Genomic DNA, 19,674 nt, shown 5'->3' with positions numbered 1-19,674 from the left:
TCAACAAATGCAAACCAATACCCCTAACTTATACAAGCATTCCTAGATAAATTAAAGGCGTAAGAATTATAGTTAATTTTTAATTTTTCTATCTGATTACAGATAGACTTTTGCAAATCAGCTATTGTTAAAGGTTTAACTAAATAATCATTAGCTCCTAAATCAAAACCTTGTTGAATAGCTGATTTTTCAGTTTGAGAACTTATAATAATAAATGGAGTTGCAGAGATTTTTGGAGTTTGACGAATAGCTGTCAAAATAGTGTGATCTTCAATTTGAGATAAGAGTAAGTCACCAATAATTATATCGGGTTGATGCTCAACTACGAGCTTGACGCATCCCCTACCCTTTTTCGTGCCGATGGACTCATAGCCGAGATGTTCCAAAATTTCCAGCAGGTTTTCCCTAAAAACTTCTTCCTTTTCAATGACTAATATTTTTGTCATATATTTGCCTATATCCTAACTAACAAACGATAAGGATGTAAAATTCTCATTATCTTTAAAGATAATGGCTTATATAATTTGAATATAGTACTAGCTAAATTACTGAATGTTTGTAAGCTAAACTACTAAAATTCAATAATGTTTAATTTTATTAAACTCGCTCAAGGATAAATTTAGTTAAACAAAAGGTTATCAATGAATTATAGGCTGCTGAATTTAAGATTTGAGGTTAGCTATAGCTTTCGGTAAAGGCGATCGCTCTTTTGTCGTATAATTAAGTTCCTTAATTAAGCGTTGTAACTCTACAACCCGCTTACCAGGTGCAGGATGACTAGCTAAAAAAGCTATATCTAAATTTCTTTGCTGGTTTAATCTGGTAAAAAAGTCAGTTGCACCAGCTACATGACCATAAGTAGACTGTAATAAATTTAAGCCAAACTGATCTGCTTGCGTTTCTTGAGACTGAGAAAATTGTGCTTTAGTTACTGCTTCCACACCAGAAGCAACAGATGATGACCACCATCCAGTGTCGCCAAAAAAGTAAGAAAAAGCAACTTGCACTAAGATTTGATATCCCAAACCTCTTAAATGATCGCGGTTGGCAAAATGACCTAACTCATGCCCTAAGATCATCATTAGCTCATTTTCTGATTCTACTTGATCGAGTAAACCAGCAAAGATGATAATGCGATCGCCTGGTAACGCTAGTGCATTTACCGTAGGTTGGGGAATATATAGTATTTGGTAATCACGCTGTTGTTTTTGTTCTGGTGGTAATTTAGTTTCTAGTCGATTCAACAACTGATTGAGTGTGTCTTGAGTTGGGGAAGGTTGAGCGAGTTTTTCATAAGCAGGAACAATCACAGCACCTAATTGTTGTTCCACGCTAGGAGGAATTACCCAAATTAAACTATTAGCTATTAATCCAACTATCCATAAAATACTCACAATAAATCCTAGAAATAATCCTAACAAAATGAGCAATTGGCGGTTATTAGGCGGTGGATTGCGATTTATTGGTTGTAATTTAGAAGCCATAATAAATTTATTCCTAGTTAGTAATAATTTCTGGAGATAATTAACCACAGATAAACACAGATGAACACAGATGAAATTAATTATTTTTATCAGAGGGATAATAATTCAGGAGTTGCGCTGAAATCCTTTGTGAGCAAGATCGTCACACTACACTGGGTAGTATATACAACACAATTAAACACAGATGTAGTGCGGGCATCTTGCCCGCGAGTTAATTTGCAGATGACAATAATTAATTACTACTTTTAACAGGACGGAAAGGATTTAAAAAGTTGATTAAACCATAAAGTTCTCGTGATTGAATCCATAATCTTCCTCTACCCTGAAAATTACAAACTAATCCTTCGCCGCCTAAGATTCCAGTTCTTAAACCAGAAAAAGATAATCCTCCTAACATCTGAACGTTATAGTTTAAAGTATCTTCAAATGCCACAATATACCCAGTATCTACAACATAATCGCCCGCTACTGGAATTTCTAGGATTGCACCATAAGAACTAAACCAGATATCGCCTTGACCGCTTGCTTTTACCATGAACAAAGACTCTCCGCTAAAAAAGCCTTTTAATCCTTGAAATTGGGTATCAATTTGTACAGTAGGACTACAAGCAACAAATCCAGAAGATTGAATAATCAAGCTATTACCATTTAAATGATAATGCTGAATATCGCCAGGAATCCCAGGAGAAATATAGAGTTGTCCTGGTGCGCCTTGAGCAGTAAATTCGCTAATAAACAACGATTCACCGCTTACCATTCGCCCAAGACCTTGCATTAATCCCCCTTGCACCTTAGACTTCATTTTGATGCTAGAGTCCATTGCTGCCATTCCCCCAGATTCAACTAAGACAGATTGGTTTGCCTGCAAATCTAAACGCAAGGAAGCGTAGGCGGGAGAATGTTCGATTTCGTAAGCAATTTCTTTCATAATTCTCAGATTGAATAATTAATTCGTAATTTGTTATCGGTGATTGATTATTACCTTGCTGGTAATTGAGAGCCTACTAACTGACCAAATGCTGTCGGATTATGTGTTTGGCAATATACTTTTCCCTGCCCTTTAAATCGGCAAACTAATCCTTCACCACCTAAAAATGAACCAATCCAGCTAGAACTAGCTTTGGTAATATCAAAAGTTAGGCTTTTTTCAAAAGCAACAATATTACCTGTGTCAACAATATATTCACCATTAACATCAATTTCATAAATCCCACCGAACGACGAGAGGATTACAGAACCATACCCACTAATATCTAGCCAAAAAATTGACTCGCCAGAAAACAGGGATTTGAAACCTTGAAATCCTAATTCAATATCAACATTTGATTCACTAGCCAAGTAAGAAGTTGCTTGGACAACTAATCCGTTACCTACCATTTGATATAACAATATATCGCCTAGTAATTTTGGTGCTACAAAAACTTCTCCGCCAGCAGAGGGAGAACGAAAAACACTTAAAAATAAGGATTCTCCAGCAACCATGCGCTTAAGACCGCCTAAAATTCCGCCTCCTTTACCTTGTCTTAAAGTTGTGCTGACATTGACAAATCCACTCATAGCAATCATTGAGCCAGCTTCAGCTACTAATTCTTCACCAGCAGCTAAAGTAACTTTTGCGATCGCACTATCCGGTTGATGTAAAATTTCGACATTCATTGATTTATTACTTCCCAATCTCATTAATTCTTTAATCGCAGATTTCAGCTATTCAAATCCATCTAAAATCCCCAATTGATTAACGGAACTTTGGGCGTAAGAAACCCACTAAACCGCCAACACTACGAGACTGTAAGTAAATCTCACCATTGCCAGATAACCGATTTACTAATCCCTCTCCTGAAGTCATAGACCCAATCAAACCACCCGCAAGCCCAAGTTTCATCTTAATTCCAGGGTCATACGCCACTAAATGTCCACTATCAACAATAAATTCACCATTAATTTGTTTTTGGCTAATTCCGCCATAAGCACCGAAAAACACCCGACCCTGACCGCTCAATTTCAGCTTAAACAGTCCTTCTCCTGCAAAAAAGCTGGAGAAACCTGCCCACTGCACACCTATATTGATCCCAGGAGTATGAGCAATGTAAGCCCCAGGCTGAAAACAAATCTCACGTCCACCCCGCAAGTCGATACAAGCAATGTCACCAATAGTAGATTGAGTTAAAACTACCTCTAAGGGTAGCTGTGTATTATTGGTAAAAACATTCACAAATAAAGATTCACCACCAAAGAATTTTTTTAGTAATGCCGACAGTAAACCACCTGAAAACTCAGTACGCATCGAAATTTGACCATTCATACTGGTCATAGCGCCTGCTTCTGCGGTGATACTCTCACCTGGACTGAGACTCAAAAATATAGCTGCAAAAGCTGGTTTGTAACGAATGTCATATTTCACAGTGGCAATCTCCTGCCTACGGCGGATGCAAATATCTATAAGTTTGACATGACTATTTTGAATTTCTTAATTTCTTAAAAAAAAGATCAGGAATTCTCTGTCCGCTTTGAGTAAATATATGAAAAAGCAACTCGTAGCTAGATAAAACTCTTGCCTGCTATGACTAAAATCAGCCCTCAACCAATAACGCAGATGATCATTCCGCACAATGGAGTCGTCAGTGCTACAAAGCAAGCAAGTGACAAAAATCGAGAGCAGTTAATCCAAAAAGTCAAGCTGGAAGTCAAACAAAGATTAGACGGTTGCTTGCATACTGCTATCCAAATCAGTTTGCAACGAAATCAACCGCAACAAGTACAACGACTATCGGATGTGGATGTCAAAATTGGTAGGCGTTCCACTTATAGGTTGTCTCCCGATATCAGCATTACTCAAGTTTTTGATGATACAGCAGGTAGATTACTGATTTTGGGCGCGTTAGGAACAGGCAAAACCACAACTTTACTAGAACTAGCCAAAGATTTAATTATTCGTGCTGAAAATAATCATCAATATCCCCTCCCAGTTTTATTTAATCTTTCAGACTGGAAGGATGACAACCAAGCTATTGCTGATTGGTTAGTCAACCAATTGCATTTTAAATATGGTATTAAGGTCTTGATAGGCAATCAGTGGATTGAACAGCAACAAATATTACCTTTACTAGATGGGCTAGATGAACTGGAATTATCTCAACAAGAAAGATGTATTCACGCAATTAATCAACTACTTCAACGATACAATCCACCCAAATACATTGTTGTTTGTACTCGATTAGAAGCTTATAAAAATTATAAGACTTGGCTACGGCTAAATGGTGCTGTCTATTTACGACCGCTAAATGAGTTACAAATCCAAGAATATTTACTAAGTTCTAGAAGCAGAGAATTATGGGAAAACCTCAAAACTGAGCGGGAGTTATTAGCATTAGCAAAAATACCTGTGATGTTGTGCATGATGACTTTCGCTTATGAAGATATCTTAATGCACTCTTGGAAACGTCTTAATTCAAGAAGCGATCGCACAGTTTATTTACTAAATGCTTATATCCGCCGGATGCTAACCAGAAATATATCATCTAGTTGGTATCGTCGTGGCAAACAACCAAGTTCTGACCAAACACGGCGTTGGTTAACATGGCTGGCTCAAAAGATGCAACAGCAGAATCAGATAGAATTTGCGGTGGAGAGTATGCACGCTTCTTGGTTGCTTACTCCTATTCAGAAAAAAAAATATAATCTTGGGATTAGATTAAGTTTTGGCATAATTGTTACTTTAATTTCGGTGCTATTAGCTAAAATTATCTCTGGCTGGATTACTGCTATAATTATTGGGCTAATTGCTGGAATAATTGCTGGATTCGTAGCTATGTTAATCCCTAGTATTCCTATAATTGAAGATTTTACTTTGCGGTTAATTTTGCTGTGGGATGGTTATACTCCCTGGAATTATGTTCGTTTTCTTAACTACGCTAGTGAAAGGTTGTTACTACAAAAAGCTGGCGATCGCTATCGGTTTATCCATGCTATATTACAAGATCATTTCGCCAAAATGTCCTAAAATTGTTAATTCATAATTGATTATATGGTTCATCGCCCTAGAAAACAATTTGGTCAACACTGGCTGCGGAGCGAAAAAGCTTTAGATAATATTATTGCTGCTGCTGAGTTATCAGAGGGCGATCGCGTGCTGGAAATTGGACCAGGGCAAGGCGTTTTAACTCGTAAATTATTACCGAAAGTTCAGTCTGCCGTTGCTGTTGAAATTGACCGTGATTTATGCAAAGTGTTAGCTCAAAAAATTGGTTATTTTGATAAATTTTTACTATTGCAAGGAGATATCCTAACACTAGATTTGCCTGCTCATCTAGCCAGCTTTCCAAATTTTCAAAATCTTAATAAAGTTGTTGCTAACATTCCTTATAATATTACTGGTCCAATTTTAGAGAAACTTTTAGGTAGAATTGCCACACCAGCTTCTGCACCTTATGATTTAATTGTGCTGCTAGTGCAAAAAGAAGTAGCAGAACGATTGTATGCCAAACCTGGATCGAGAGCTTTTGGAGCTTTATCGGTGCGGGTGCAATATTTGGCAGAATGTGAGTTAATCTGTAGTGTGCCAGCGCGTGATTTTTACCCACCACCAAAAGTTGATTCTGCTGTAGTCAGGTTGCGCCCTCGACAGTTTGAGCCACAGGCAAATGATGCCAAAAAGTTAGAGAGTTTGGTAAGGTTGGGCTTTGCTGAGAAGCGCAAAATGTTAAGAAATAATTTAAAAGCCATAAGCGATCGCTTTCTCCCAGCAATTCCCTCCGCGTCTTTGAACGAGAATGAGTATGGCTTAACCGACTTACTGGAAAAATTAAATATTAACCCCCAAGCTCGTGCTGAGGAACTTAGTTTAGCTCAATGGGTCGCTTTAAGTAACTGTTTGCAAGATGGAGAGGGTATTAAAAGCTGATCGGAAAAATAATTAATCACAGAAAATATCTGCATTCATCTGCGTTTATCTGCGTTTATCTGCGGTTAAAATCTCTTAAAACAACCAAATCTCAATAATGCACATTATAGTGAATCTGTATAGTTAATAATTTTTAGTGTGAGGCTTGATATTATATGCGGATCTTACTGGTATATCCAATATTTCCCAAAACCTTTTGGTCATACGAAAAAATTTTAGAATTAGTCGATCGCAAAGTGCTGTTACCGCCTTTAGGTTTAGTCACAGTAGCAGCAATTTTACCTCAAGAATGGGAATACAAGCTGGTTGATCGTAATATTCGCTCAGTAACAGAAGAAGAATGGGCATGGGCAGATATAGTAATTTTGTCTGCGATGATTGTCCAAAAACAAGATTTACTCGCACAAATCCGAGAAGCCAAACGGCGTGGGAAGCTAGTTGCTGTGGGTGGACCTTTTGCAACTTCTGTACCTGAACAAGTAGAAGGCGCTGGAGTAGATTTTCTAATTCTTGATGAAGGGGAAATTACTCTGCCAATGTTTGTCGAGGCAGTTAATCGGGGAGAAACTTCTGGGACTTTCCGCACTACAGAAAAACCCGATGTCACAACTACACCAATACCCCGCTTTGATTTACTAGAATTAGATGCCTACGATATGATGTCGGTACAATTTTCGCGGGGTTGTCCCTTCCAGTGCGAATTTTGCGACATTATTGTACTTTACGGTCGTAAACCACGTACTAAAGCCCCTGCACAATTGTTAGCAGAGTTAGATTGCCTCTACAACTTAGGTTGGCGGCGTAGTATTTTCATGGTGGATGACAACTTTATTGGCAACAAACGCAATGTCAAATTGTTGCTGAAAGAGTTAAAAGTCTGGATGGCAGAACATAAGTATCCGTTTACGTTTGATACGGAAGCTTCCATTGACTTAGCGCAAGACGCAGAAATGATGGAATTAATGGTTGAATCTGGTTTCACTGGCGTATTTTTGGGAATTGAAACGCCGGATGAAGAAAGTTTACAAATGACGAAGAAGTTCCAAAATACCCGCAATTCGCTGAAAGATTCGGTAGAAACGATTATCAAAGCAGGCTTGCGCCCAATGGCTGGGTTTATTATTGGGTTTGATGGGGAAAAAGCAGGTGCAGGCTCGCGCATTGTCCAATTTACTGAACAAGCCGCAATTCCTTCTACTACCTTCGGGATGTTGCAAGCGTTACCAAATACGGCACTTTGGCATCGCTTGAATAAAGAAGGACGACTGCTGGAAGTTGTAGAAGGCAACGGCAACCAAATGACGTTGATGAACTTCACCCCTACCCGCCCGATAGAAGATATTGCGAAGGAATACATTGACGCATTTTGTACTTTATACGACCCAGTACGGTACTTAGATCGCACTTATCGCTGCTTTTTAATTATGGGTAAACCGAGTTGGAAGGGTGAAGCCCAAATGCCAAACTGGGTAGTTATTAAAGCGTTATTCACTATTCTTTGGCGACAAGGGATAAAACGGGAAACTCGTTTCTTGTTCTGGCATCACTTGTTTAGCATCTACAAGCACAACCCAGGGGTTTTTGAGCGTTATATCTCTACTTGCGCTCACATTGAGCATTTCCAAGAGTATCGCCAAATTGTACGCGAACAAATTGAAGCTCAATTAGCTGCATATTTAGAGCAAAGTGTAGAAAAACCATCTGAGGCGAAAGTTGAGGCACTGTCAATTTAAGTAGAAGTTAGGCACAGCACAAGCGCCAGCTTTTCGGTTGGCGCTAGAAAGATTTTATTTATAGAGTTATTAACTGTTATGACGCTATTGTATTAATTAAAGATGTTTTTACCGCAGATGCACGCAGATAAACGCAGATAAATGCAGATATTTTTTAAAATCTAATTATTTTTAGGATACGCTTTAAGCAAAGATAATTGGTTTTTATTGGTCTGAGTACCTAAAAACCTTCGCAAATCTCAAATTTTATATCTTATGCGTTCTTACTCTTTAATTGCGCCAGCCAAAATCAATTTATATTTGGAAATTTTGGGCGATCGCGCTGATGGTTATCACGAACTGGTAATGGTGTTACAAAGCATCGACTTGGCAGATCAAATTGATTTGCGTTCCATTAGTACTGATACTATCCGGCTGCATTGCGATCATCCCCAAGTTCCAGTAGACAAAACTAACCTAGCTTATCGCGCCGCCGAATTGATGGCTGAGTTATTCCCTCAAGCTTTGGCTCAATATGGTGGTGTAGAAATTACCCTCCACAAGCGTATTCCTGTAGCCGCAGGTTTGGCTGGTGGTTCTACAGATGCGGCTGCTGTATTAGTTGGAATAGATTTGCTTTGGAATCTAGGATTAACTCACTCTGAATTAGAAGAATTGGGAGCTAAACTAGGTTCAGATGTACCTTTTTGTCTTGCTGGTGCAACTGCGATCGCCACAGGTAGAGGTGAACAGTTATCTCCCTTGCCAGATTTAGACCATATTTATGTAGTTTTAGCTAAATATCGCAGTTTGGCAGTTTCTACCCCTTGGGCTTACCAAACCTACCGTCAACAGTTTGGCAGTTCTTACGTTTCTGATACTGTTAGTTTAGAATCTCGCTCTGCACGGGTACATTCTGGACCATTGGTAAATGCGATCGCACGTAAGGATAGAGCGAAAATTGGTCAATTACTCCACAATGACTTAGAAAAAGTCGTCTTACCAGCTTATCCTCAAGTTTTGCAATTAAGGGAAGCGTTTCAAAGCACTGGCGCGGCAACTATGATGTCGGGATCTGGTCCAACAGTTTTTGCATTAGTAGAGTCTCAAGTTCAAGCCGAACAAATTAAAGAGCAAGTGAAGACAATAATGAATCATCCTGATTTAGATTTGTGGGTAGCTCGTTTTTGTAATACAGGCATCCAGGTGGCTTCCTCTGTTAAATAAAATAAAATCTGCTTTATCGCCATCATCAGAGGTTGAAGTAAAATTAAATTTCAGGAGAAGTTTAATTTTTTTTAGTTAAACTAGCTGCATAAGCATCTACGCATTTAATTTGGACATTTTTAACTGAGAGAAAAGTTATCAAACCCTATAACCCTCTCGCCTCCATCCTCTCCCCCTCAAATATAAAACGCGCGAAACACAGTAGCTTATCAACACTTTTTTCTTAAAACTTATTTTATGACTAATCTCACCCCAAATAAAGACTCAGTTCCTACTTCTACCGAAGCAACTGAAACCTTAACCAGTCCACTGCGTTGTTTAACTGGTGCGATGATTTCTGGAGGAATGGCGATCGCTCTTTACTCCCTCACATCCTCAATTGCTCAAAGCTTTGCTGCTAAACCAGTTACATCCAGCAGTACAGTTGCACACAATATTGCTGTTGCTGTTCGCACTTTAGTCACGGGTACGGCAGCTTTAGCAACAGGTGTTTTTAGTTTAGTTACTGTTGGTTTGGTAGCTTTAGCAATCCAAACTGTAATTCAACGCTTCACCAAACCCTCTTCTACACCATCAAAACAATAATAATAGCGTGATTTAACTAATTATTAGACCTTGTAGCAGTCAAATGTTAGATAATTAACCACAGATGCACACAGATAAACACAGATGTAATAACTGATTTTTGCAAAAAGTTTAGTAATCCATTACGTTATATTCTCTTGATAAGTAGCTTCATTTTAGAAACTTACAAATCTTCCTCTACCTGTTGAATAAGAGGGGTGGAAGTGTATTTTCATACTTAATTGTGTTGATATATTTACTAAATGTATAACGGTAGTTTCAGTAATAAAAATAGTTTGTTATACGTACTTGACAAAACTTAAATTACAAATATTAACAAAAAAATATGATTCTTTCTCAACCCCAGCATACCAATACAGATAATCAAGATAACTTACAAGAACTTGATCACAAAGTCGATTTGATTGAAAAGCTTTTAGCAATTGGAACAGCACTTTCAGGTAGTAATAACTTAGGAGACTTATTATGCTTAATCCTCTCTAAAAGCAGAGAGATTACTTTTAGTGACGCTGGCAGCGTTTATTTGATAGACAATAATGATGCCATTCCTAAGTTGCTATTTAAGGTAGCACAGAATGATTCTCAGCCCAGCAATGATTTTCAGGAATTTGCTATACCTATAACTCCTCAAAGTCTTGCCGGATATGTAGCCTTGACAGGAGAAAGCTTAAATTTACCAGATGCTTATCAGTTACCAGATGGTGTTTCCTATCAAATTGATCGCCGTTTTGATTTAGATTTTAACTACCGTACTTGTTCAGTATTGGTATTACCAATGCAAAACCAAGATGGGGAAATAATTGGTGTGTTGCAATTATTAAATCGTAAAGTTAGACCTGATATATTAATTACACCAGAGAATGCAGTAGAAGTTACTCAACCTTATTCACAATGGGAAGAGCGAATTGTGCGATCGCTTGCTTCTCAAGCAGCAATTTCTATAGAACGAAACCAACTACAGCAAAGTATTGAAAATCTGTTTGATGGTTTTGTAAAAGCATCTGTCCAAATAATTGAAGCACGAGATCCCTCAACGGCTGGTCATTCTGAGCGAGTCGCAGATATAACTGTACGCCTAAGTGAAGAAGCAAGCGCAGTTACTACTGGGTCATTGCGATCAATTTATTTTAGCGATCGCCAACTACAAGAAATTCGTTACGCCGCCATCTTACACGACTTTGGCAAAGTAGGTGTACCAGAAAATATCTTAATCAAAGAAAAAAAGTTATATCCAGAACAACTAGAGATAATTCGTCATCGCTTTGCCTTAGCTCAACGCACATTAGAAATGGAATGCGCTCAAAATAAATTTAAGCATTTATTAGAGCATCCTCAGCATCAACATCAAGATTTTGCACGAACTAACGGTTGTAACCAATGTCATCAGCTACAAGAATTTGACACAAAATTAGCTCAAATCATTAATACACTTAACCGTTATTGGCAAATAATACTAGAAATTAATGAACCAGAAGTATTCCAGACAAAAAAATTTCAGGCGTTATCTGAAGAAGTTTTGGTTGAACTGACAGAACTATCTCAGTACAGCTACCCTGACATTGATGGCGAACTCAAACCACTGATTAAACCCTCTGAAATGTCTCAATTAATGATTCCTAGAGGTAATCTCACCCCATCAGAGCGTTTAGCCATTGAAGCTCATGTCACTCATACTTACGAATTTCTCAAACGTATCCCTTGGACTAAGCATCTCAAAAATTTGCCTTTAATTGCTGCTGGACACCATGAAAAGTTAGATGGTACTGGATACCCTCAAGGCTTGAAACAGCAAGACATTCCGATTCAAACTCAGATTTTAACAATTGCAGATATCTACGACGCGCTGACAGCGAGCGATCGCCCTTACAAGCGTCGTTTATCCGTAGAAACGGCTTTGAACATCCTCCGACAAGAAGCCAGCAAAAATAAAATTAACAGCGACTTAGTTGAACTATTTGAGCAGCGTCAAGTTTTTAGTATTTTAGGTCAAACTCTCACATCGGAATAACCCTTGACTGTTAATTGCTAAGTCAGGTTAGGGCGGGTTTATGTAGATCAATGGTTTGTCAGCATAGCCTTTTGGTGCAACCCGCCCTACAAGCCTAATTTACCGTTGTAGGTGCGTAAGTCCTATGCCAATTGTTAATTGTTAATTGATAATTCTTATTCTTAGCCAAAAATTTCCTCCCTGTTTCCCCACTGTTTCCCCAACCCTCAACAACTTTTTCCACAGATAATCAGGCGTTTTCCACAAGTGTAAACAGTTAAAGGCAGTATTACCGTCTGCCTGGGGATTTTTCTTCAAGGCAGCGCAAGTACTCCCGATTAATGTTTAAATGTAAAGATTAATGACAAAAATCCCTAAAAAATCCTATTGCATCGTTATATATTAGTTCTCGTTATGAGCCTTTTTAACATTTCGCAACATTGACAACACTACCCCCTGATAGCGGAAAATGAGGCGACCAACCAATAGAAGCAAGAAGCTAGAAAAAAGCTGAAGTGCCATAGATGAAGCTAATTTGCACTGTACACTTCATCTTTACCTAGCCCTGAAAACCTCTTGTAACCAAGGTTGTCATGTTCTTTTCACCGATATAGGTGTTTTATGAGCGCAAGCATCAGTATCCTGGCAGAAATTCCTGAAGAACTACATGAATCTCTCAAAGGTTACTTAGACACTCATCCCAACTGGGATCAAGACCGAGTATTTGCCGCAGCATTATCACTGTTTTTGCTCCAAAATGGAAATGGCAAAACAACAGAAGTTTCTCAAAACTATCGTGCCTGCGCCCGTGTATATTTAGAAACGTTGTTCCAACATCCTGCATAAGCAGTTATTAATTCTTAGCTGACTAATCAAAAGTGGTAGATACTCTAATCATTGGTGCCGGAATAAGCGGTCTTAGCCTAGCCTACGCCTTACATCAAGACGGGCGAAAAGTTTTGCTGTGCGAACGTCAAGAACGAGTTGGCGGAAATATTACAACAGGTAAGGCGGGTGGGTTTCTTTGGGAAGAAGGGCCAACCAGCTTTACACCAACACCAGCACTGCTAAAGCTGGCAGTAGATGTGGGGTTGAGAGAGGAGTTGGTGTTAGCAGACCACCGCTTACCTCGTTTTGTCTACTGGAAAGGTCAGCTACTTCCTGTACCGATGAGTCCACCATCGGCTGTCACATCCAAGTTACTAAGCTTGTCAGGCAAGTTTAGGGCTTTAGTAGGTGCTTTAGGGTTTATCCCACCAGCAATAGGCAACCACTTATCTCAGCAAGGAGGCGAGGAAACAGTTGCTCAGTTTTTTAAGCGCCATTTAGGGACAGAAGTGGCAGAAAGATTGGTAGCGCCGTTTGTCTCTGGTGTCTATGCTGGTGATGTGCATCAACTCAGCGCCCGTTCAGCTTTTCGGCGGATCGCTCAACTAGAAAATGTGGGCGGGGGACTGGTATCTGGGGCAATATTGTCACGGAAGCAACGCCAGCAACAGAAACCGCCAACAGATCCCAGTTTGCCTACTGTTCGCCGTGGTGAATTAGGCTCGTTTAAAGAGGGTTTACAATCTCTACCAAAAGCGATCGCATCCCATCTGGGTGAAAATATTAAACTAAATTGGACTTTGACTGAGCTTCGTCAAACAGCCAATCAAACTTATATTGCAGAATTTTCTACCCCAGAAGGTAGTCAGCAGGTAGAAGCGCGTACTGTTGTTCTAACTACCCCAGCTTATGTAACCGCCGAATTGCTGCATAATCTAGCACCAAATGCGAGTATTGCCTTAAAAGAAATTCCTTATCCCTCAGTAGCTTGCGTTGTCTTAGCTTATCCAGACGATGCCTTAAAATTTCCCCTAAAAGGCTTTGGAAACTTAATTCCACGAGGTCAAGGTATTCGGACTCTAGGCACAATTTGGTCTTCTAGCTTATTTCCAGGACGTGCGCCGCAAGGTTGGCAAATGCTAACTAATTTTATTGGTGGGGCTACAGATCCAGAAGTAGGTAATCTAGACAACGAGCAATTAGTTCAAGCAGTCCATAAAGACTTGCAGCGCGTTCTTCTTAAAAAAGATGTACCTCCAAAAGCGATCGCAGTACATTTATGGAAACGGGCAATTCCTCAATATACTTTAGGTCATCATCTGCGTTTAGCCCAAATCAATCAAGATTTGGCACAACTACCTGGTTTATATCTATGTAGTAACTACACTGATGGCGTTTCTTTAGGTGATTGTGTGCAACGCGCCTACGATCAATTACCAATTATCAATAAACAACTATCAATTATCAATGACAATTAGCAACAACCAAGGAAAAAAGGATAATAAACAAGAGAAATCTTTAGTAATTCCCCAATTAATTGTAGGTTTGGGAAACCCTGAACCCAAGTATGACCAAACAAGGCATAATATTGGGTTTGAAGCGGTTGATGCTTTATCACGTTCCTGGCAAATTTCTTTAAGTGAAAATCGTAAATTTCAAGCGTTGTTTGGGGAAGGTCGTAGTCCGAAAGGCGAGAAAATCCGCTTAATTAAACCCCTGACTTATATGAACCTTTCTGGGCAAGCAATTCGCGCTGCTATAGATTGGTATAAGTTGCCACCTGAGTCAGTGTTGGTAATATATGATGATATGGATTTGCCTGTAGGACGCTTGCGGATGCGCTTGTCAGGTTCAGCAGGCGGTCATAATGGCATGAAATCTGCGATCGCTCATCTTGGTACTGACAATTTTCCACGCTTGCGAATTGGTATTGGTCGAGCTAGTTCTGAAAAAGGTTCAGTCTCCCACGTTTTAGGCAAATTTTCAGCAGATGAAAATCCGCTCATCTCTGAAGTATTAAAAATTGTATCGGATGCAGTAGAAATCAGCATCAAACAAGGCGTTGAAAAAGCAATGAATCTCTACAACAATAAAGAATTAACAACGACCAATGACCAATGACCAATATTACATAATTTGTTGCAGCCAAGAAACATCTGCTTTTCCAAAATGGATACTAAAAGCAACATTTACGTTTTCTAAAATATTCACCAGCCAGGGTACACCGTCTCTGGAAAATGATTCGTAGTGTTTAAATAAAATTGCAAATCTTTTTTCTAAATAAGGCTTAATTTTCCCGCAAATTAATACGATTTTTAGAAGCAAACCTGTAGTGAATGTAGAACCAATATTAGAAATTAAATCAACAAATACAAAGTGGTTAGGTTTTTGTGGACTTTCGACAATTAAATGATTTAACACCTGGCTACAAGAGCGCACAATCATTAATTCATTTGGTTTTTGATAATCGTTATTAGGCTGGATATTTTTTAAATAGCCATATAATTTATCGTTAAATTGACGTTTTCCGTAGCCGGGGTTGACTCCAGAAGTTAAATATTCGTAAAAGTCATCTTTAAAAACTTTAAATGACTGTACTTGACTGGCGTGGCTGATGAAACGATGAGCTAAATCTCGGTAGCTATAATTTCCTTCTACTTTGCCAACGAAGTGCTTTAAAGCAATACCAAGTTCGCGATCGCTCAATAGTGTAGGATTAGGCACAGCTTGTAACATACGTGGTATTCCCTGTGTGCCTGATTTCCGGCGCGTTTGAGCTTGTCTCACTTGATAAGTTACAAATTGTGACAAATTGAACTCAAATCGCCTCTGCATTTGTGCTTTAATTTTGCGGACAACTTGCTGATGTTCGTAACTACTATCTTCACTGAGGAGGCAGTGTTCATACAAGTATGGATAGCGGTTGATTAAATTACCTAAAGGTTTGGAATCGTCGCTCTTGTCCTCTACAGTTGGAGTAATGACTTGAGCTAAACGTCTGAGCGTCAAGAACTCTTCAGTTTGGCTAAAAGCATTAATTAACACCCGCAAACGTCTTCCTATCCGAGACACGACAATTTTAGGAGTAGGGGGGTTTTCTAGTAAAGTTACTAACTCTGGAATTGACTCTTGCATTTGCGGGTGCATTTGCCAGTGGTTTATGAGAATATGGCAGCAGCGATTGATGATGTAAGGAAATTCTTGTTCTATCTGCTTGGAGAGTATGATATTTTCGACCGCTAGCCAAATTTGCTGCTCTCGGTATCCAATGCCATCAATAAATAAACGCCGAAAGCGTTCTAGAACCTTGGTGGGTGGTTCTAGATTTACACAGAAAAGCAGATGCTCATATAGCGTCTGTTCGTCTTGGGTAGGCTGTCGAAAATAATTTCGGGAAGTTTTGGTAGTCACTTGAGTTAACCCTCCTACGTAAGCACGTTAGGGGCTTAGAGATATTAGCTAAAACGTAGTAGATTGTAATTTGGATTTCACCCCAAACCAAAATCGGCTTGCAGGCGAAGGCTCGTATTTTAGTAACGCTCCCCCAAATGTGTATACTTGATACTTCCCTAACCTCAGATACCCACTGATCATAGCTTGAATGATGCTCAATTCGCTTCCGCAAACTTCGCATAAATTCTCAACTTTGACTAAAGCTTGTATTTGAACACAAGAATGTATAAAGACAGAATATTATATCTAAAATAACTGTTCTAGATAACTTCTAGATGTGATTTGAATCACTGCTTTTTCCTTTAAGTGCGACAAATGCTTGGTAAAATAACTCTCGCTCAACTCCGTGAAATAGTTTCTGCCGCAGGTAGTCAGCTATCAGATGAAGATTTAGTTAAAGAGATTGTAGGGATTAATACTGATACTCGTAGCCTAAAGGCAGGTGAGGTATTTGTAGCTCTGCAAGGTGAAAATTTTGATGGGCATAATTTTGTTGATTTAGCAATAGAGAAAGGCGCGATCGCAGTAATTACTCACCGTAGAATTACTGACGGTAAAATTACTGAGAATATTCCCCAATTAGTTGTAGAAAATACCCTGAAAGCTTATCAAGCGATCGCGCATTGGTGGCGTAATCAATTTTCCATCCCAGTAATTGCGGTAACTGGTTCAGTAGGTAAAACAACGACCAAAGAATTGATCGCAGCCATTTTGTCAACCAAAGGAAAAGTACTGAAAACTCAGGCAAACTATAACAATGAAATTGGTGTTCCTAAAACATTACTAGAACTAAGCTCGGAACATAACTACGCAGTGATTGAAATGGCAATGCGTGGTCCTGGTGAAATTGCGGAGTTAGCCCAAATTGCTAATCCTACTTTAGGTGTTATTACTAATGTGGGAACTGCCCATATTGGACGTTTGGGATCTGAAGAAGCGATCGCCAAAGCTAAATGTGAATTATTAGCAGAAATGTCAGAAAGTGCGATCGCAGTTCTCAACCAGGACAACCAACTATTAATAGAAACCGCTAAAATTTGGCAAGGAAAAACCCTGACCTACGGACTAGAAGGGGGAGATATACACGGGGAATTAATTGATTCCAAAACGATTCAGGTTGAAGGAATGCACCTACCTCTACCATTACCTGGTCGTCACAACGCCCTCAATTACTTAGCTGCATTAGCAATTGCGAAAATTCTCCAGATTGACTGGACACCTTTTACTCAAGGTTTAGAAGTTAACTTGCCATCTGGACGCGCCAAACGCTACGACTTGTCTGATGATGTAGTGATTTTAGATGAAACTTACAATGCTGGCTTAGAATCAATGCTGGCAGCACTACATCTATTAGCTGAAACACCAGGCAAACGTCATATTGCTGTTTTAGGCACTATGAAAGAATTAGGCGAAAAATCTCCACAATTTCACGTAAAAGTAGGAGAAACTGCAAGGCAACTAAATCTGGATACTCTGCTGGTGTTAGTAAATGATCCAGAAGCAGAAGGTATTGCTCAAGGTGCTGAAGGTATTCCCACTGAACGCTTTTCTACTCATGCCGATATTGTAGAACGTTTGCAGGAAATAGTGCAAGCAGGCGATCGCATACTCTTCAAAGCTTCTCATTCTGTAGGACTAGACCAAGTTGTAAATCAATTTCGATGAACTACTTCTTCCAAATCTTTGATTTGGAAGAAGTTTCTGGCACTTCTTCTGTCCAACTTGTTTCATGCCTCCGCAGCTTTTTACGGCTTTAGGGTTAGAAATAGAGGTCGAACATCCATGGTTGTCGAGGCTGGTTCCCAACCCCGTGCGTAAATATTCTGCACATACCTGACCTGATGCAAAATCCCTATCACAGGTATAGCTACAGTTTTCGCATTTATGAATTCGTTCCGACAATGTTTTAGGCTTAACATGATCGCATTTTGGACAACGTTGAGACGGCTTAACTTTTTTGGTAGGGACTTCTACAAAAATCCCACCTGCTTCGTTAACTTTATACTCAATCGCTGACCGCAACATTCCCATTCCCACATCTAAGATAGAACGATTTAACCCTGTTTTTTGGGCTTTTCGTTTACTACCTTTCTTAGCTTTCTTGGTCATGTTTTTAAGATTTAACTTCTCAGTAGCAACCATGCTATTACTGCTTACAATTTGTGCTGCTACTTTATGAATAAAATCTTGTCGCTGATTAGCAACTTTACGGACTAATTTGCTAACTTTTCTCTGTGCCTTTTTCCATTCTTTTGATGCTTTAATATGCTTCTTGTAGTTAGGCGCACGTTTCCTGCGTTTCTGACGGTTAGCAAGTTTTATTTTGGTTTGGACTTGTTTTAGGTGTCTGGGATTGTCAATAGGCAATTCTTCATATTCGCCGTCACCTAAATGAACCGCCCCCATTACTGCAACGTTGCAACCAAAATCCAAACCAATTAACCCATTACCTGTTTCCCTTTGTACATCACAAGCAACTGTAATCGAGGCGTACCATTTACCATTGCGGTAAACAATAGTTAAGGTGGTAGGATTACCCCAAGTTCTCGCTTTACCCCTCATTTGGATATGTCCCAAATTGGAAATATCGAGATAACCATTAACACCTGTTGTGTGTGCCTTCCATCCAGAATTACAAGGATAAGTCCAGCCCGAATAATGCCTTAATGACTTAAAACGTGGATAACCTCCTAATCCCTGAAAAAACCGATTGTAGGCAAAATCAACCCGTTTAACAGTTGCTTGTAATGCGTGGGAACCGAGTTCTTTAAACTCTGGTAATACTTGGCGTATAACCTTAACGGCGCGTTGTTGGTCGTAATAGCTAACACTTTTTTTATCCCGTTTATACGAAATCTGACGGTCACTTAATGCTTGATTGTATAGCCAGCCATGTAACCGTCGCCACTCAAACAATTTTGCCGTTTGAGCTTGATTTGGATATAAGCGGAAAGTTGTGCGTCGTGTTGATAACATATTACTAATTTAACATTAGTGTACGAAAATGCCAACTAACTTAAACTCATACAGGCATTATGTTTACAGGATAAATTTACATATAGTGGTCGTGACAAAATACAGGCGCAAAGTGATAACATCAGAGATACTTACAAGGATGGAGGAAATATTTTCTAGAATTTGTCTTGGACAAAAATCAAAGTTAATAGAATTCGGTGGAGAGTCAGATCATGTACATCTTTTAATAGACATTTACCCAGATGTAGCACCATCAAAATTAGTTAATAGTTTGAAAACAGTTTCCAGTCGTTTAATTAGAAAGGAATTTGCAGAGCATATTAATAAATTTTATTGGAAACCTGTATTTTGGACAGGTGCATATTGTGTAATTAGTGCAGGTGGAGCGCCATTGGAAATATTAAAATCTTATATCCAGAACTAGGACGAACCTGAGTAGTAGTTATCGGCTGCCCGTCCCTAACTCCGCCCATGATTACATGGACGGAGAATGCGGGACGGTTGAAGGTTCAATAAATCTCA

Annotated in this window: 18 protein-coding genes; 11 read left to right on the top strand and 7 right to left on the bottom strand. The window is 39.2% G+C overall.

Going from position 1 to position 19,674, the window contains the following annotated elements; all coding sequences use genetic code 11:
• Positions 1–23 precede the first annotated feature (23 nt).
• The 5 genes from CRI9333_RS05885 to CRI9333_RS05865 all read right to left on the bottom strand — a co-directional run bounded on the left by CRI9333_RS05885 (position 24) and on the right by CRI9333_RS05865 (position 3,885).
• Positions 24–446 (bottom strand): response regulator, encoded by a 423-nt coding sequence (locus tag CRI9333_RS05885; RefSeq protein ID WP_015202245.1) that lies wholly within the window; start codon positions 444–446, stop codon positions 24–26.
• Between the two features lie 216 nt (positions 447–662).
• Positions 663–1,484, bottom strand: coding sequence for a M48 family metallopeptidase (locus CRI9333_RS05880; RefSeq protein ID WP_015202244.1), 822 nt, complete (start codon positions 1,482–1,484; stop codon positions 663–665).
• A 232-nt stretch (positions 1,485–1,716) separates the two neighbouring features.
• Positions 1,717–2,412 (bottom strand): TIGR00266 family protein, encoded by a 696-nt coding sequence (locus CRI9333_RS05875; protein WP_015202243.1) that lies wholly within the window; start codon positions 2,410–2,412, stop codon positions 1,717–1,719.
• 50 nt (positions 2,413–2,462) lie between these two features.
• Positions 2,463–3,140, bottom strand: a complete 678-nt coding sequence (locus CRI9333_RS05870) for a TIGR00266 family protein (RefSeq protein ID WP_041226410.1) — start codon at positions 3,138–3,140, stop codon at positions 2,463–2,465.
• A 79-nt stretch (positions 3,141–3,219) separates the two neighbouring features.
• On the bottom strand, positions 3,220–3,885 hold the full coding sequence (locus tag CRI9333_RS05865) for a TIGR00266 family protein (protein WP_015202241.1): 666 nt from the start codon (positions 3,883–3,885) through the stop codon (positions 3,220–3,222).
• Positions 3,886–4,044: 159 nt separating this feature from the next.
• On the opposite strand from CRI9333_RS05865, the gene CRI9333_RS05860 reads away from it, so the two are divergent.
• From CRI9333_RS05860 to pth, 9 genes are all read left to right on the top strand, one after another.
• Complete coding sequence (locus CRI9333_RS05860; RefSeq protein ID WP_015202240.1) at positions 4,045–5,484, top strand: NACHT domain-containing protein; 1,440 nt, start codon at positions 4,045–4,047, stop codon at positions 5,482–5,484.
• A gap of 24 nt (positions 5,485–5,508) precedes the next feature.
• On the top strand, positions 5,509–6,384 hold the full coding sequence (rsmA, locus tag CRI9333_RS05855) for a 16S rRNA (adenine(1518)-N(6)/adenine(1519)-N(6))-dimethyltransferase RsmA (RefSeq protein ID WP_015202239.1): 876 nt from the start codon (positions 5,509–5,511) through the stop codon (positions 6,382–6,384).
• A gap of 155 nt (positions 6,385–6,539) precedes the next feature.
• Positions 6,540–8,117: a B12-binding domain-containing radical SAM protein gene (locus tag CRI9333_RS05850; RefSeq protein ID WP_015202238.1), complete on the top strand. Its 1,578-nt coding sequence runs from the start codon at positions 6,540–6,542 to the stop codon at positions 8,115–8,117.
• A gap of 255 nt (positions 8,118–8,372) precedes the next feature.
• Positions 8,373–9,323 (top strand): 4-(cytidine 5'-diphospho)-2-C-methyl-D-erythritol kinase, encoded by a 951-nt coding sequence (gene ispE, locus CRI9333_RS05845; protein ID WP_015202237.1) that lies wholly within the window; start codon positions 8,373–8,375, stop codon positions 9,321–9,323.
• Between the two features lie 237 nt (positions 9,324–9,560).
• Positions 9,561–9,908, top strand: coding sequence for a DUF3082 domain-containing protein (locus CRI9333_RS05840; RefSeq protein ID WP_015202236.1), 348 nt, complete (start codon positions 9,561–9,563; stop codon positions 9,906–9,908).
• 325 nt (positions 9,909–10,233) lie between these two features.
• Positions 10,234–11,916 carry an HD family phosphohydrolase gene (locus tag CRI9333_RS05835; protein ID WP_015202235.1) on the top strand — a complete coding sequence of 561 codons (1,683 nt, stop codon included), beginning with the start codon at positions 10,234–10,236 and terminating at the stop codon, positions 11,914–11,916.
• 600 nt (positions 11,917–12,516) lie between these two features.
• Positions 12,517–12,741, top strand: coding sequence for a DUF2811 domain-containing protein (locus CRI9333_RS05830; protein WP_015202234.1), 225 nt, complete (start codon positions 12,517–12,519; stop codon positions 12,739–12,741).
• Positions 12,742–12,773: 32 nt separating this feature from the next.
• A complete protein-coding gene (hemG, locus tag CRI9333_RS05825) occupies positions 12,774–14,201 on the top strand; it encodes a protoporphyrinogen oxidase (RefSeq protein WP_015202233.1) in 1,428 nt (475 codons plus the stop codon).
• Positions 14,191–14,844, top strand: a complete 654-nt coding sequence (pth, locus tag CRI9333_RS05820) for an aminoacyl-tRNA hydrolase (protein WP_015202232.1) — start codon at positions 14,191–14,193, stop codon at positions 14,842–14,844. Before hemG ends, pth begins: the two co-directional genes overlap by 11 nt.
• A gap of 6 nt (positions 14,845–14,850) precedes the next feature.
• Here pth and CRI9333_RS05815 read toward each other — a convergent pair whose 3' ends face one another.
• On the bottom strand, positions 14,851–16,134 hold the full coding sequence (locus CRI9333_RS05815) for a hypothetical protein (protein ID WP_015202231.1): 1,284 nt from the start codon (positions 16,132–16,134) through the stop codon (positions 14,851–14,853).
• Positions 16,135–16,491: 357 nt separating this feature from the next.
• Here CRI9333_RS05815 and CRI9333_RS05810 point away from each other — a divergent pair, with 357 nt between their 5' ends.
• Entirely contained in the window at positions 16,492–17,841 is a 1,350-nt protein-coding gene (locus CRI9333_RS05810) for a UDP-N-acetylmuramoyl-tripeptide--D-alanyl-D-alanine ligase (protein ID WP_015202230.1), read from the top strand.
• Here CRI9333_RS05810 and CRI9333_RS05805 read toward each other — a convergent pair.
• Positions 17,812–19,152: an RNA-guided endonuclease InsQ/TnpB family protein gene (locus CRI9333_RS05805; protein WP_015202229.1), complete on the bottom strand. Its 1,341-nt coding sequence runs from the start codon at positions 19,150–19,152 to the stop codon at positions 17,812–17,814. The genes CRI9333_RS05810 and CRI9333_RS05805 overlap by 30 nt on opposite strands.
• 28 nt (positions 19,153–19,180) lie before the next feature.
• Here CRI9333_RS05805 and tnpA point away from each other — a divergent pair, with 28 nt between their 5' ends.
• Positions 19,181–19,576 carry an IS200/IS605 family transposase gene (gene tnpA / locus CRI9333_RS05800; RefSeq protein ID WP_015202228.1) on the top strand — a complete coding sequence of 132 codons (396 nt, stop codon included), beginning with the start codon at positions 19,181–19,183 and terminating at the stop codon, positions 19,574–19,576.
• Positions 19,577–19,674: the final 98 nt, after the last annotated feature.

This window comes from Crinalium epipsammum PCC 9333, assembly GCF_000317495.1.
Classification (GTDB): domain Bacteria; phylum Cyanobacteriota; class Cyanobacteriia; order Cyanobacteriales; family PCC-9333; genus Crinalium; species Crinalium epipsammum.
This window is presented reverse-complemented; position numbering and strand designations above follow the sequence as displayed.

Coding starts and splice junctions, on each gene's coding strand:
- CRI9333_RS05885 (WP_015202245.1), bottom strand. CDS start 446: ATGACAAAAATATTAGTCATTGAAAAGGAAGAAGTTTTTAGGGAAAAC.
- CRI9333_RS05880 (WP_015202244.1), bottom strand. CDS start 1,484: ATGGCTTCTAAATTACAACCAATAAATCGCAATCCACCGCCTAATAAC.
- CRI9333_RS05875 (WP_015202243.1), bottom strand. CDS start 2,412: ATGAAAGAAATTGCTTACGAAATCGAACATTCTCCCGCCTACGCTTCC.
- CRI9333_RS05870 (WP_041226410.1), bottom strand. CDS start 3,140: ATGAATGTCGAAATTTTACATCAACCGGATAGTGCGATCGCAAAAGTT.
- CRI9333_RS05860 (WP_015202240.1), top strand. CDS start 4,045: ATGACTAAAATCAGCCCTCAACCAATAACGCAGATGATCATTCCGCAC.
- rsmA (WP_015202239.1), top strand. CDS start 5,509: ATGGTTCATCGCCCTAGAAAACAATTTGGTCAACACTGGCTGCGGAGC.
- CRI9333_RS05850 (WP_015202238.1), top strand. CDS start 6,540: ATGCGGATCTTACTGGTATATCCAATATTTCCCAAAACCTTTTGGTCA.
- ispE (WP_015202237.1), top strand. CDS start 8,373: ATGCGTTCTTACTCTTTAATTGCGCCAGCCAAAATCAATTTATATTTG.
- CRI9333_RS05840 (WP_015202236.1), top strand. CDS start 9,561: ATGACTAATCTCACCCCAAATAAAGACTCAGTTCCTACTTCTACCGAA.
- CRI9333_RS05835 (WP_015202235.1), top strand. CDS start 10,234: ATGATTCTTTCTCAACCCCAGCATACCAATACAGATAATCAAGATAAC.
- CRI9333_RS05830 (WP_015202234.1), top strand. CDS start 12,517: ATGAGCGCAAGCATCAGTATCCTGGCAGAAATTCCTGAAGAACTACAT.
- pth (WP_015202232.1), top strand. CDS start 14,191: ATGACAATTAGCAACAACCAAGGAAAAAAGGATAATAAACAAGAGAAA.
- CRI9333_RS05810 (WP_015202230.1), top strand. CDS start 16,492: ATGCTTGGTAAAATAACTCTCGCTCAACTCCGTGAAATAGTTTCTGCC.
- CRI9333_RS05805 (WP_015202229.1), bottom strand. CDS start 19,152: ATGTTATCAACACGACGCACAACTTTCCGCTTATATCCAAATCAAGCT.
- tnpA (WP_015202228.1), top strand. CDS start 19,181: ATGCCAACTAACTTAAACTCATACAGGCATTATGTTTACAGGATAAAT.